The sequence below is a fragment of the Nocardia sputi genome, assembly GCF_023501985.1.
Window position 1 is genome coordinate 315,747 of the sequence record NZ_JAMFLC010000005.1, and the last position, 12,470, is coordinate 328,216.

Annotated in this window: 17 protein-coding genes; 7 read left to right on the forward strand and 10 right to left on the reverse strand. The window is 66.7% G+C overall.

Features of this window, described 5'->3' with window-relative positions:
- Nucleotides 1-35: 35 nt before the first annotated feature.
- Entirely contained in the window at nucleotides 36-1,193 is a 1,158-nt protein-coding gene (locus M8859_RS10700; RefSeq protein WP_159930395.1) for an acyl-CoA dehydrogenase, read from the forward strand.
- A 156-nt stretch (nucleotides 1,194-1,349) separates the two neighbouring features.
- On the opposite strand, the gene M8859_RS10705 is transcribed toward M8859_RS10700, so the two are convergent.
- The 5 genes from M8859_RS10705 to M8859_RS10725 all read right to left on the reverse strand — a co-directional run bounded on the left by M8859_RS10705 (nucleotide 1,350) and on the right by M8859_RS10725 (nucleotide 3,200).
- Nucleotides 1,350-1,607, reverse strand: a complete 258-nt coding sequence (locus tag M8859_RS10705) for a Txe/YoeB family addiction module toxin (RefSeq protein WP_249644159.1) — start codon at nucleotides 1,605-1,607, stop codon at nucleotides 1,350-1,352.
- Nucleotides 1,604-1,903: a type II toxin-antitoxin system Phd/YefM family antitoxin gene (locus M8859_RS10710; RefSeq protein WP_083887396.1), complete on the reverse strand. Its 300-nt coding sequence runs from the start codon at nucleotides 1,901-1,903 to the stop codon at nucleotides 1,604-1,606. The genes M8859_RS10705 and M8859_RS10710 overlap by 4 nt, the downstream gene beginning before the upstream one ends.
- Nucleotides 1,904-2,035: 132 nt before the next feature.
- Nucleotides 2,036-2,398 (reverse strand): hypothetical protein, encoded by a 363-nt coding sequence (locus tag M8859_RS10715; RefSeq protein WP_249644160.1) that lies wholly within the window; start codon nucleotides 2,396-2,398, stop codon nucleotides 2,036-2,038.
- 129 nt (nucleotides 2,399-2,527) lie between these two features.
- Entirely contained in the window at nucleotides 2,528-2,749 is a 222-nt protein-coding gene (locus M8859_RS10720; RefSeq protein WP_195071609.1) for a hypothetical protein, read from the reverse strand.
- Entirely contained in the window at nucleotides 2,742-3,200 is a 459-nt protein-coding gene (locus M8859_RS10725) for a DNA-directed RNA polymerase subunit beta (protein WP_249644161.1), read from the reverse strand. The genes M8859_RS10720 and M8859_RS10725 overlap by 8 nt, the downstream gene beginning before the upstream one ends.
- Nucleotides 3,201-3,383: 183 nt before the next feature.
- On the opposite strand from M8859_RS10725, the gene M8859_RS10730 reads away from it, so the two are divergent.
- Both M8859_RS10730 and M8859_RS10735 read left to right on the forward strand, forming a co-directional pair.
- Nucleotides 3,384-4,382 carry a helix-turn-helix domain-containing protein gene (locus M8859_RS10730; protein ID WP_236565764.1) on the forward strand — a complete coding sequence of 333 codons (999 nt, stop codon included), beginning with the start codon at nucleotides 3,384-3,386 and terminating at the stop codon, nucleotides 4,380-4,382.
- Entirely contained in the window at nucleotides 4,379-4,576 is a 198-nt protein-coding gene (locus M8859_RS10735) for a DUF397 domain-containing protein (protein WP_159930391.1), read from the forward strand. Before M8859_RS10730 ends, M8859_RS10735 begins: the two co-directional genes overlap by 4 nt.
- 112 nt (nucleotides 4,577-4,688) lie before the next feature.
- Here M8859_RS10735 and M8859_RS10740 read toward each other — a convergent pair whose 3' ends face one another.
- Nucleotides 4,689-4,973 carry a GNAT family N-acetyltransferase gene (locus tag M8859_RS10740; protein ID WP_195071607.1) on the reverse strand — a complete coding sequence of 95 codons (285 nt, stop codon included), beginning with the start codon at nucleotides 4,971-4,973 and terminating at the stop codon, nucleotides 4,689-4,691.
- 45 nt (nucleotides 4,974-5,018) lie between these two features.
- The gene (locus M8859_RS10745) at nucleotides 5,019-6,359 is read right to left on the reverse strand and encodes an FAD-binding oxidoreductase (protein ID WP_249644178.1); all 1,341 of its coding nucleotides are present in this window, start codon (nucleotides 6,357-6,359) and stop codon (nucleotides 5,019-5,021) included.
- A 159-nt stretch (nucleotides 6,360-6,518) separates the two neighbouring features.
- Between M8859_RS10745 and M8859_RS10750 the strand changes: the two genes are divergently transcribed.
- Nucleotides 6,519-7,028 carry a GtrA family protein gene (locus M8859_RS10750; protein ID WP_195071606.1) on the forward strand — a complete coding sequence of 170 codons (510 nt, stop codon included), beginning with the start codon at nucleotides 6,519-6,521 and terminating at the stop codon, nucleotides 7,026-7,028.
- 28 nt (nucleotides 7,029-7,056) lie between these two features.
- On the opposite strand, the gene M8859_RS10755 is transcribed toward M8859_RS10750, so the two are convergent.
- Genes M8859_RS10755 through M8859_RS10765 form a run of 3 tightly spaced genes read right to left on the reverse strand, consistent with a single transcriptional unit; the run spans nucleotide 7,057 to nucleotide 9,009 of the window.
- Nucleotides 7,057-7,710 carry a Type 1 glutamine amidotransferase-like domain-containing protein gene (locus tag M8859_RS10755; protein ID WP_159930387.1) on the reverse strand — a complete coding sequence of 218 codons (654 nt, stop codon included), beginning with the start codon at nucleotides 7,708-7,710 and terminating at the stop codon, nucleotides 7,057-7,059.
- Nucleotides 7,711-7,714: 4 nt separating this feature from the next.
- A complete protein-coding gene (locus M8859_RS10760) occupies nucleotides 7,715-8,551 on the reverse strand; it encodes a maleylpyruvate isomerase family mycothiol-dependent enzyme (RefSeq protein ID WP_159930386.1) in 837 nt (278 codons plus the stop codon).
- Complete coding sequence (locus M8859_RS10765; RefSeq protein WP_195071604.1) at nucleotides 8,548-9,009, reverse strand: HIT family protein; 462 nt, start codon at nucleotides 9,007-9,009, stop codon at nucleotides 8,548-8,550. The genes M8859_RS10760 and M8859_RS10765 overlap by 4 nt, the downstream gene beginning before the upstream one ends.
- A 405-nt stretch (nucleotides 9,010-9,414) precedes the next feature.
- Between M8859_RS10765 and M8859_RS10770 the strand changes: the two genes are divergently transcribed.
- From M8859_RS10770 to M8859_RS10780, 3 genes are read left to right on the forward strand one after another with little or no spacing between them, the layout of a single operon-like run.
- A complete protein-coding gene (locus M8859_RS10770; RefSeq protein ID WP_159930384.1) occupies nucleotides 9,415-10,671 on the forward strand; it encodes a Re/Si-specific NAD(P)(+) transhydrogenase subunit alpha in 1,257 nt (418 codons plus the stop codon).
- The gene (locus M8859_RS10775) at nucleotides 10,671-10,997 is read left to right on the forward strand and encodes an NAD(P) transhydrogenase subunit alpha part 2 (protein WP_159930383.1); all 327 of its coding nucleotides are present in this window, start codon (nucleotides 10,671-10,673) and stop codon (nucleotides 10,995-10,997) included. The genes M8859_RS10770 and M8859_RS10775 overlap by 1 nt, the downstream gene beginning before the upstream one ends.
- Before the next feature lie 3 nt (nucleotides 10,998-11,000).
- Complete coding sequence (locus M8859_RS10780) at nucleotides 11,001-12,419, forward strand: NAD(P)(+) transhydrogenase (Re/Si-specific) subunit beta (protein ID WP_159930382.1); 1,419 nt, start codon at nucleotides 11,001-11,003, stop codon at nucleotides 12,417-12,419.
- Nucleotides 12,420-12,470: the final 51 nt, after the last annotated feature.

Consider the following 12,470-nt stretch of genomic DNA (forward strand, 5'->3'; position numbering starts at 1 on the left):
TCAGCGATCACCACCGACGACCAGGAGTGAACCCGATGGCGGGAAACCCCGATTTCGACCTGTTCAAGCTCGAGGACTTCCACGATGAGCTGCGCGCCGCGATCCGCGCTCTGGCGGAGAAGGAGATCGCCCCGCACGCCAAGGACGTCGACGGCAACTCCCGCTTCCCGGAGGAGGCGCTGGCCGCGCTGAACGCCTCCGGCTTCAACGCCGTGCACGTGCCCGAGGCCTACGGCGGCCAGGGCGCGGACTCGGTGGCCACCTGCATCGTCATCGAAGAGGTCGCCCGCGTGTGCGGCTCGTCCTCGCTGATTCCCGCCGTCAACAAGCTCGGCACGATGGGCCTGATCCTGAACGGCTCCGAGGAGCTGAAGCAGAAGGTGCTGGCCGACATCGTCAACGGCGAGATGGCCTCCTACGCGCTGTCGGAACGCGAAGCGGGCTCCGACGCGGCGAGCATGCGCACCCGCGCCAAGCAAGAGGGTGACGACTGGATCATCAACGGCTCCAAGTGCTGGATCACCAACGGCGGCAAATCATCCTGGTACACCGTGATGGCGGTGACCGACGCGGAGAAGGGCGCCAACGGCATCTCCGCCTTCCTGGTGCACAAGGACGACAAGGGTTTCGTGGTCGGCCCGCTGGAGCACAAGCTCGGCATCAAGGGTTCGCCCACCGCCGAGCTGTACTTCGAGAACTGCCGGGTGCCGGGTGACCGCATCGTCGGCGAGCCGGGCACCGGTTTCAAGACCGCGCTGCAGACCCTCGACCACACCCGCCCCACCATCGGCGCGCAGGCCGTCGGCCTCGCCCAGGGCGCGCTGGACGCGGCCATCGCCTACACCAAGGACCGCAAGCAGTTCGGCAAGTCGATCGCCGACTTCCAGAACACCCAGTTCATGCTCGCCGACATGGCGATGAAGATCGAGGCCGCCCGCCTCATGGTGTACACCTCGGCCGCCCGCGCCGAGCGCGGCGAGCAGAACCTCGGCTTCATCTCCGCCGCCGCCAAGTGCTTCGCCTCCGACGTCGCCATGGAAGTCACCACCAACGCCGTCCAACTGTTCGGCGGCGCGGGCTACACCACCGACTTCCCGGTGGAGCGCATGATGCGCGACGCCAAGATCACCCAGATCTACGAGGGCACCAACCAGATCCAGCGCCTGGTGATGAGTCGTGCCCTGCTCAAGTGAGCTTTTCCTGGATCACCGGAGGTTCGGGCGTGCCTGCGCACGCTCTGCGGCCGTCTCCAGGCCGTGGAGGAGCGCGGGCCGCTCGAACATTCTGTCGATAGAGTCCGCGCTCGCTCTCAGCTCAACGACACCGATCAGCGGTCCCGGCTGCTTCGATCACTCGGAGTGGTAGCGGCATGCGATGATCACGACTGAGTCATCCTCGATGGCGTACACGATCCGATGTTCAGTCGTGATTCGTCGCGACCAATAACCGGCCAGATGATGTTTCAAAGCTTCCGGCTTCCCGATCCCTTCGTAGCCGTTGCGCTTGATGTCCGCAATCAGTGTGTTGATCCGGCGCAAGATCTTCTTGTCGTTGGCCAGCCACCACTGGTAGTCGTCCCAGGCGGGATCTGTAAACGTCAGTTTCACGCGCTCGCCTTGCCGGGCGTTACGTTGCCTTCGGACCCCTCGTCAACGTCTACTAGCTCGCGAGGCGTTGCGCCGCCGCCGCGATGTTCGGCTATGGACCGTTCGAGGTGCCGCGCATTAGCCGGACTGCCGAGCAGATACGCGGTCTCTTGTAGCGCTTGATACTCGCTGAGCGCGACAACGACGGCAGGTTCGTGGCCCGCCCGAGTGATCACCACCTCTTCCAGGTCTTCGGTGGCGCTGTCGAGAACCGATGCGAAGTTGGCTCGCGCCTCGGTATAAGTCATCGGCTTCATGCCTTCACTGTACAGGATCCTGTACAGGAGAGGGTGGGTAAATCGGCGGACAGCTCTACCGGTCGCCCGCACAGACCGCGGGCCGCTCGAACGGTTTTATGGAGAGCATGCCAGAACGGCTGGCGGCTACGCCTAGCCGCGGTAGATCTCGACGTAAGCGTTGGTGGCTACTGCGAACACACCGGGACCCATTCCCGTGCAGCCCGTGGTGATGCGCTGGCCGTTCGGCGTGAAGGGATAGCTGAGTGCCTGGTAGGGCCCGATGCCGTAGAGCGGAAACGGGCCGCTGGCGTAGGGGCCGACGCAATCGACATGCAGGACGTAGTTACTTCCTCCGTCGGGTTGGCAAGTCGCCGACGCGCCGGAAAGATCCCGCTGGACGGCGCAATCCTGCGGCGCGGCTTGGGCGGTGCCGGAACCGACGATCGCGACGAAGGCGAGACCCGAAACACCAGCGGCCGCGACCCGTGCGGCGGCGACAATCGTCTTCTTCATGAAAGCTCCTCCTGTTTCAGTTCGATCTTCGGCCGAGACCGGCGAATGTTACTGCCGGTAGGTTTAATTCGCTTCGCCCCTAGGGCGGGCCTGTCGCTGCGGACCACCGTTGAGCCGGGCAGGTCGATATCAAGGTTCCAAGTACAGGCGTTCGCACGGCAATCGCGGGTAGCCGTCGGTGTCGTCTGTGGATACCTGCACGGCGTCGTGCCAGTGGTGTGCGCGCCATTCCTGGACGAAGAGGCATGCGGCCGTGACGCAGGCGACGAAGTCGAGGCGGGCTCCGTGCCAGAACACCGACAGGTGGACGTCCGGCTCGGAGGGGAGGGGGGATGGCGCACGGTCAGGCATATGCCGCCCATCGCCGACGGCGCGCGGCCTTTTCGGCCACGCAGCTACGGATCGCCGTGACGACGAGACGACCGGAGGGCCGAAAAGTCGTGTCGGGCCACGTTATCCACGCGCGGAACTTGGTTCCTCGATCTGCGGGGCTCGGCATCGCGATCAGCCCGCCGTAGCGGATGATGGACACGTTCAAGCGGAACATCTCGGCGAACAGTGGTACGTCGTCCGGCAGATCCGGCCGGATGATGTACGTCCACCGTTTCGACCGTGGATGCGACAGGATCGGCCCCAGCTCTTGGCCGTGGTTCTGCATCCACACCTTCACGTGCTGTCCCAGCACGGCGGGCATGGTGATCGCCCAGACCATCCCGGTGCGGACGACGATGCGCCCGATCTGGGGAGGGTCGACGGTCGCGGGGAGGCCGCACACCTGGCGGTAGTAGTGGCAGCGAGACAACGGTGTGTTCCCAAACGCTATGTGGCGCATCGAGACCTCTGCTTCGTCGGAGGGGTTCAGGTGCGCCCGGTCCGCGACCAGCCCTGATCGATACCGGGACGGGTGGGAGCGAACAACGTTGTGGGGGACGCGTTTCCGCGTGCCCTCCCGGGCGCAACTTCAGCGAATCACTGGACGTGCTCGATGAACTACGTGAAGATGAGATCTCATCAGCTCCACCAGCATGTTTTTCATCCTGCAATGAGAATTGGCCCGGAGATGAGAAGCCCGGGCCGCCCGAGTGGACAGGAATCCGGCATGGCCGAAAGTGGTGGCTCGACCCTCCCTCGTCGTCAGCTCGGCAGGCACCTGCGGAACGGACGCGAAGCGGCGGGATTGACGTTGGCCGATGTGGGGGAACGGATGCAGTGGAGCGTCAGCACCGTTCAGCGCATGGAGGTCGGCAAGACCGAGCGTATCCGCACCGTCGATATCGAGGCGCTGTGCAAGATCTACGACTTCACCGAGGAGTACACGACCGCACTCGTCGGACTCGCGAAGCAGGCCAGTGTGAAGTCGTGGTGGCATGAGTTCGGCGATCTGATCCCTGAGAACTTCGATGTGTTCGTGGATCTGGAAGCCACTGCGCGGGCTTTGACTTGGTACGAGCCCGAACTTGTTCCTGGGATTTTTCAGACCCCCGCGTACGCGAGTGGGCTGATCCGCGCTGGCTACCCCGACGAGACTCCGCTGGAACATGAGCGTCGGGTCCACCTCCGACGCAAGCGTCAAGCGCTGATCACCCGGAAAACGAAACCCGTGACCGTGAACGCCATCCTTCGAGAGTCCGTGCTTCGGGGAATTGTGGGCGACGATCGCATCATGTCCGCCCAACTCCGACATCTGGTGGACCTCATGGGCCTGCCCAACGTCACGATCCGAGTGCTCCCGTTCTCAGCTGGATTCCCGATGGGTGTGGCCGTCGGGCCGTTCGTGATTTTGAAGTCCGGGGGCGACGGTAAGCGACAGCCGAAGGAGCCTACAGTTGTCTACGTCGAAAGCTTCACGGGCGATTTGTACCTCGAGAAGCTCGGCGCTGTGCGCCGGTATGTCGATGCCTACCAGAAGTTCGAGCGCGCGGCGCTGGACCCGGACCAGAGTAAGAAGCTGATCCGGCAGATAGCAAGGGAGTACGCACCGTGAACATCGAGTGCTGCGAGGCGAGATGGTTCAAAAGCAGCCACAGTGGGGCTGACAAAGCATGTGTCGAGGTCGCCTTCCTCGAGGGAGGGCAGGTCGGCGTGCGGGATTCCAAGAACCCGACCGGCCCGGCGCTGGTGTTCGCGCCCGGCGAGTGGGACGCCTTCACCACTGGTATTGCCGACGATCGTCCCTGAACCCATCCGGCACCTCGCTTTTGCCCCGCTACACGGGGCGTCCGCGGGCGGCCCATGGCTGTCGCGACCGCGAGTGGACCTCTCGGTGAGCGGCCAACTCGCGGCGCGTCGCTCAGGAGACCAGGTCCGCGTACTCCCGGTGTTCGGCGATGTACTTCTCCACATACCAGCAAGTGGGGATGACCGAGAAGCCCGCGTTGCGGGAGTCGTCGAGGGCGTATTCGACGACTTGGGCGGCTACTCCTCGGCCCCGGAATTCGGGGAAGGTCATGGTGTGGTGGAAGTCGCGGACCTTCAGGTCCGCGCGTTCGGCGTAGTCGGCGTACCCGGCGAGGGTGTCGTCGATGTAGATCTCGAAACGGGTGTCGGCGACGTTGTGCTCGAGCCTGGTCGTCATGATCGGGTAGAACTCCTTGGCGGTGGGGAATGTTCCGGCGTGGCGCTACAGGATCGCGCCGGGGTTGAGGATGCCGTCCGGGTCGAGCGCGTCTTTGATGCGCCGGGTCAGAGCCATCACGTCGGGGCCGACCTGCTCGGGCAGCCATGCCTTCTTCAAACGTCCGACGCCGTGCTCGCCGGTGATGGTGCCCCCGAGGGCGATGGCCAGATCCATGATCTCGCCGAAGGCGCGGTGCGCCCGCGCGGTGAGGTCGGCATCCGACGGGTCGTGCACGATCAGCGGGTGGGTGTTGCCGTCGCCCGCGTGGGCGATCACCGACACCGTCACCGCGTTGCGCTCGGCGATCTCGGCGACGCCGCTCACCAGATCACCGAGCCGGGGCAGGGGCACGCCGACGTCCTCCAGCAATAGCGGTCCGAGCTTTTCGACGGCGGGAATCGCCAGACGCCGGGCAGCCGTGAACGCCTCTCCTTCGTCGGGATCCTCGGTGTGGAAAACCTCTGTCGCGCCCGCCTTCTCACAGGCCGCGGCCATGATCTCGGCTTCGCGCCGGGCGAATTCGCCTGGTGCGTCGGAGCGCGCGACCAGCAGCGCGGCCGCCTGCCGGTCCAATCCCATCCGCAACTCGTCCTCCACGGCGTTGATCGACACCGAGTCCATGAACTCGAGCATCGACGGCCGCAGTTCGCCGGTGATGGTCAGGATCGCCTCGGTGGCCGCGGTGAGCGTGGCGAAGCTGGCGACGACCGTGCTCTGCGGCGGTTGCGCGGGCAGCAGCCGCAAGGTCAGCTCGGTGATCACGCCCAGTGTGCCCTCGCTGCCGACGAACAGCTTGGTCAGCGACAGGCCGGCCGAGTCCTTCAATCGGGGACCGCCGAGTCGCACGGCGGTGCCGTCGGCGAGCACGACCTGCATGCCGAGCACGTAATCGGTGGTCACGCCGTATTTGACACAGCAGAGCCCGCCCGCGTTGGTCGCGGCGTTGCCGCCGATCGAGCAGATCTCGAACGACGACGGGTCGGGCGGGTACCACAGGCCGTACTCCGCGACCGCGCGCTTGACCTCGGCGTTGAGCAGGCCGGGTTGCACCACGGCGGTGCGCGTCACCGGGTCGACGGTGATCGCGCGCATCCGTTCGGTGGTCAGCACGATCGCTCCGTCGACGGCCGTCGCACCGCCGGAGAGACCGGATCCGGCCCCGCGCGGGATCACCGGGACGCGCTGCGCGGTGGCCCACCGCAGCGTCGCGGCCACGTCGTCGGTGCTGGTGGCGCGTACCACGGCCAGGGCGGTTCCCGCCTCGGGATCGCGCGCCCAGTCCTGCCGGTAGCCCGCCAGCAGGTCGGCGTCGGTGAGCACCGTGCCGTCGGGGAGAGCCGCCATCAGATCATCCAGGTCCACAACCTTCACGCTAGCGCCCCGCGCCCGATTTCCGCCGACCGGCCGACTGCTGCGCGTGTGCGACCGAGGGAGACCGGCTGAGCCACCGGCCGGTCGCCGTCCGCTCATCTGACGGACACCTGCCGCTGTCACCCTGGTCGCGTGCATGAGCTGTCCGAGACCGCCGACACGATCGCCGACCGGTTCACCCACTGGTGCGAGGCCGTCGTGGACCGGCTTCCGTTCGGGCTGAACCGTCTTGTGCCGCCCACCTTCCTGGGTTTCGGGCTGATCAACAGCGGCACCTTCGGTGTCGACCTGGCCCTGCTGACGATCTTGCACGGGTGGTTCGATCTGCCGGTGTGGCTGTCGGTGACCGTGGCCTATGTGTGCGCGTTCGGGCTCGGCTTCGTGCTCAACCGCACGTTCAACTTCCATTCGCACGCGCCGGTGGGCAGGCAGGCTGCGGTGTATGTGGTGGTGGTCGTGGTCAACTACCTCGCGTTCATCCTCGGCGTCGGCAGCGGACTGACCGCGCTGGGCCTGCAGTACCACCTGTCCCGGTTGCTGGCGGGCGCGTGCGAAGCCGTCTACATGTACAGCGCGATGCGCTGGGTGGTCTTCCGCCGGGCCGCCGAGCCGGAACCGGCGCTCGCACCTGACGCGACGTGAGTCGAAGCGCTGCGTGCCACCCCTCCGTTCATGACCTCGCTGGATTGATCAGCACTTCGGTGCGCGCGCCGTCGACGACGATCGCGTCCTCGTCGGTGAGCGCCCAGTGCGCGACGCCTTCGGCGCGGTAACGGGCGGCGAGCCGAGTGCAGTCACCCTCGGGGTCGGTGGCCGAATCGATGTGCGGCACGATCCGGCGGTCGACCAATCCGAGGCCATCCCACCGCGGTTGCACTCCGCACGCCGGGGCGACCTCGCCGGGGTCGTCCACCGACTCCAGGCCGTGCAGGTCCGGGGTCAGTACGCAGGCCCCGGCGCTGTAACCGGCGTAGACCAGCGCGTCGGCGGCGAGCAGCCGGGGAAGAGCTCGGTCCGCTCCGCTGCGGGCGAACTGGGCGCGCAGAACGAACGTGTTGCCGCCGCGCACCCACACCAGCGGGAACTCGGCCAGCTTCCGCTCCAGCTCGGCTTCCCGCCCGGCGTACTCGCGCAGGTCGAGCACCTCCGGCGTGTAGCCGAGCTGGCGCAGTGGCGTCACGTCGCTGGTCACCGCGCCCGCCCACGCCTCCGGCCAGGCGTCGCAGGCATTCGGTATCACCGCGACCCGGCCCGGCGGGCCCGCGAGTGCGACGAGCCGGTCGTAGTGCGCCCCGAATCGGTAGCTGGAGAGGAAGAGTCGCATCGCGTCAGATGGTGAAGGCCAGGTGGCGGATGACGCGCTGCCCCAGTTCGGCGTCACCGTCGATGGTGATCTCGTCCCAGTGCTCCTCGGCGGTCGTCCGGCCGCCACCGAGACGCACGAAAAGCCGCGAGTCCAGACCGATCTCGACCGTAGCCGGTTCGTCGAAGGCGTCCACGTAGCTCGCCCGGCCCGCCACCTGGATGTGCAACGTCCTGGCCAGCGGACCGCTCAGCGCGAAGGTGATCCGGGCGCCGTCGGGCGCACCGCCTTTCTTGACCACCACGCGCGGGATGCTGCGCCCGAACTCGAGGAATGCCAGTTCGCCGCGTAGGCCGCCCTCCTCGACCGTGACCCCGAGCGCGTCGGCGATGTCGAGTTCGTGCATCCAACAATCGAACAACCGCACTCGCATGAAGCGGCCATAGGTGATCTGCCCGATCGGCGACACCGTTTCCTTCTGCCACTCGGCATCGCCCAGCGCGGCGAGCGCCGCACGCCTGCGGTCCACGACGTCGCGATAGAGCTCGAGCAGCCGGGCGCCGGGCAGTGGGCGCAGCCGGTCCACCCAGATCTCGTTGAGCACCGCGGTCTCGTTGCGCACGTAGGGGAGGGTGCGCACGTCGGTCTTGGCCCTGGTCGGGTCGTGCGCGGGCGGGCGATCACCCAGCAGCCACGACTCGGTGCCGATGACGTGGGCGACGAGGTCGAACACCGTCCAGCCGGGCAGCGACGACGGAGTACGCCAACGGTCCTCGTCCAGCGGAGCGACCAGCGCGTCGATCGCGCCCCATTGCCGGGACAACAGGTCGATCAGCACGGTGCGGTCCAGCGTCTCGGTCATCCGTCGGTTTCCTTTTCCGGGCCTTCGCCCTCGTTGTCCAATGCCGCGATGCCGCCCCGGATGGCCGCGGCGGTGGCGACGGGGTCGTGCGGGCGACGCAGCAGAAACCCCTTGGCGAACTTCAGCGTGTCGCCATGCCGGCGGGGGATCACGTGCAGGTGGACGTGCGGGACGGTCTGGAAGGCGGCGGTGCCGTCGTTGAGCACCAGATTGGCCCCATCGGCGGCGAGGCTGCTGCGCCGGATGGCCAGTGCGAGCCGATGCCCGGCCCGGAAGATCTGCGCGCCGAGTTCGGCGTCGAGGTCCTCCAGTTCGGCGGCGTGCCGTTTCGGTATGACCAGCGTGTGCCCGCGGGCGACCGGCCGGATGTCGAGGAACGCGCACAGCGTGTCGTCCTCGTACACTTTCGCCGCCGGTGCCTCGCCCGCCACGATGCGGCAGAAGACGCAGTCGTTCACACGCTGGACCATACGGCGTACGAGCCGACCGGAACAGCCCGGACGGGCGATCGGCATGACGCGGGTCACCGCGCCCGTCCCGGCGAGGCCGAGACCAGGTATCGAACCTCGAGGTTGGTAACGAACTTCTTCGTACGGTCTTGCTGTGTTCACCGGCGGCGACAACGATCACACATCGAGAAGGAAAACGAGCAACTCGTTGCTCGGCGGCGGGCGGCGCGCTCCGAGGCGACCGGGACATCCGGCTTACCGGCGCGATTCGTCCGGCGTGTGTGACGGGCATCTCAGCTAGGCTCACCGCGGGCCAGGTACAGTGGCGAGGATTTGGACGAACTTACTCAGCGGTAACATCGTCCGGACGTCTACCCGTTGCCTGAAGCTCAGTAAGAGAAGGAAGTCTGACAAGTGGAGACAACGCAGAGCGTAGGCGATCCATCGCCGCGCGGCGCGCGTGTCGGTGTCGTCCGCGAATCCAACGCGGGCGAGCGACGTGTCGCTTTGGTGCCGAAGATCATTCCGTCGCTGTTGAAGCAGGGCGTGGAGGTCGTCATCGAGTCCGGGGCCGGGCAGGGTGCGCTGATCCCCGACGAAGCCTACGTGGAGGTGGGCGCGTCGATCGGTGATCCGTGGTCGGCGGACGTGGTGGTGAAGGTGGCCCCGCCCAGTGACGCCGAGGTCGCGAAGCTGTCGTCGGGGCAGACGCTGATCGGATTCCTCGCGCCGCGCAACGCCGACAATCAGATCGCCGCGTTGAAGTCGGCGGGGGTGCAGGCGTTCGCCGTGGAGGCGATTCCGCGGATCTCCCGTGCGCAGGTAATGGACGCGTTGTCCTCGCAGGCGAACGTCGCCGGTTACAAGGCGGTGTTGCTGGCCGCGTCGGAGTCGACGCGGTTCTTCCCGATGCTGACCACCGCGGCGGGCACGGTGAAGCCCGCGACGGTGCTGGTGCTCGGTGTGGGCGTCGCCGGCCTGCAGGCTCTCGCGACCGCGAAGCGTCTGGGCGGGCGGACCACCGGTTACGACGTGCGGCCGGAGGTGGCCGATCAGGTGCGGTCGGTGGGTGCGCAGTGGCTGGACCTGGGTATCGATGCCGCGGGTGAGGGCGGGTACGCCCGTGAGCTCACCGACGAGGAGAAGGCCGCTCAGCAGCAGGCTCTGGAGGACGCGATCAAGGGCTTCGACGTGGTGATCACGACCGCGTTGGTGCCGGGGCGTCCCGCGCCCAGGTTGGTGACCGCCGAAGCGGTCGCGGGAATGAAACCGGGCAGCGTGATCGTGGACCTGGCCGGTGAGACCGGCGGTAACTGTGAGCTGACCGAACCCGGCCGGACCGTGGTGAAGCACGAGGTGACCATCGCCTCGCCGTTGAACCTGCCCGCCACCATGCCCGAGCACGCGAGCGAGTTGTACTCCAAGAACATCGCGGCGCTGCTGGAACTGATGCTGGTCGACGGCGAGCTCGCACCGGATTTCAGCGATCAGGTGCTCGCTGATTCCTGCGTCACTCGTGATGCGACCGAATCGGCCGCCGCGACCGAGACGGTGGAGTCGCCCGCGGCCGCTGCGGCGGCGGAGTCGACTGTCGCTGAGGTCGCGGAGTCGACCGAGGGAACGAATACGGCTGAGGTGGCGGAGACGACCGAGGCGAAGGTGGAGAACTGATGTATACCGAACTGCTGGCGAATATCGCGATCCTCGTGCTGTCGGGGTTCGTCGGTTTCGCCGTGATCTCCAAAGTCCCGAACACGCTGCACACGCCGCTGATGTCGGGCACCAACGCCATCCACGGCATCGTCGTGCTGGGTGCGCTGGTCACCCTCGGCAAGATGGACGACCCGTCGATCGGCATCCAGATCATCCTGTTCGTGGCGCTGGTCTTCGGAACCTTGAACGTGGTCGGTGGTTTCGTGGTCACCGACCGCATGCTCGGCATGTTCAAGGGCAAGAAGCCGGTCGCCGCCGAAAGTTCTGCGAAGGCGGGGAAGTAAGCCATGGACAACCTCGTCAACATCCTCTACATCATCGCGTTCTCGCTGTTCATCTACGGCCTGATGGGCCTGACCGGACCGAAGACCGCGGTGCGCGGCAACTGGATCGCCGCGATCGGTATGGGCCTCGCGGTGGTCGCGACGCTGATCGCGGTCCGCGACACCGGCAACTGGATCCTGATCGTCGCCGGGCTCGTGCTCGGTGTCGTGCTCGGCGTGCCGCCCGCGCGCTACACCAAGATGACCGCGATGCCGCAGCTGGTGGCCGCGTTCAACGGCGTCGGCGGCGGCACGGTCGCGTTGATCGCGTGGGCGGAATTCCTCGACACCACCGGCTTCTCCGCGTTCAAGCACGGTGAGGAACCGACCGTGCACATCATCGTCGGATCGTTGTTCGCCGCGATCATCGGTTCGGTGTCGTTCTGGGGCTCGCTGATCGCCTTCGGCAAGCTGCAGGAGATCCTGCCCGGCAAACCGATCGGGGTCGGCAAGCTGCAGCAGCCGCTCAACCTGCTGCTGCTCGTCGTCGCCGTGGTCGCCGCCGTGGTGATCGGCATCGGCGCCGCCGATGGTGGCGCGCCGTGGTGGTGGATGGTGCTGTTGCTGCTCGCCGCCGGTGTGCTCGGATTGATGGTCGTGCTGCCGATCGGCGGGGCGGACATGCCGGTGGTCATCTCGCTGCTCAACGCCCTGACCGGTTTGTCGGCCGCGGCCGCGGGTCTGGCGTTGAACAACACCGCCATGATCGTCGCGGGCATGATCGTCGGCGCGTCCGGCACCATCCTGACCAACCTGATGGCCAAGGCGATGAACCGGTCCATCCCGGCCATCGTCGCGGGCGGTTTCGGTGGCGGCGGGACCGCGCCGGGCGCCTCCGGTGGTGAGCAGAAGCAGGCCAAGGCCACCTCCGCCGCGGACGCCGCGATCCAGATGGCGTACGCCAACCAGGTGATCGTCGTCCCGGGCTACGGCATGGCCGTCGCCCAGGCGCAGCACGCGGTCAAGGAGATGGCGTCGTTGCTGGAGGCCAAGGGCGTGGAGGTCAAATACGCCATCCATCCGGTCGCCGGTCGGATGCCCGGCCACATGAACGTGCTTTTGGCCGAGGCCGAGGTCTCCTACGACGCGCTCAAGGAAATGGACGACATCAACGGCGAATTCAATCGCACCGATGTCGCCCTGGTGATCGGCGCCAACGACGTCACCAACCCCGCCGCCCGCGAGGACGCCTCCAGCCCGATCTACGGCATGCCCGTGCTCAACGTCGACCAGGCCAAGTCGGTGATCGTGCTCAAGCGCTCGATGAACTCCGGCTTCGCGGGCATCGACAACCCGCTGTTCTACGCCGACCACACCTCCATGCTGTTCGGCGACGCCAAGAAGTCCGTCGGAGCGGTCACCGAGGAACTGAAGGCGTTGTAGGCCAGAGGTTTCGCGCGAAGCGCCTCTCCACTTCCGGTGGAGGGGCGCTTT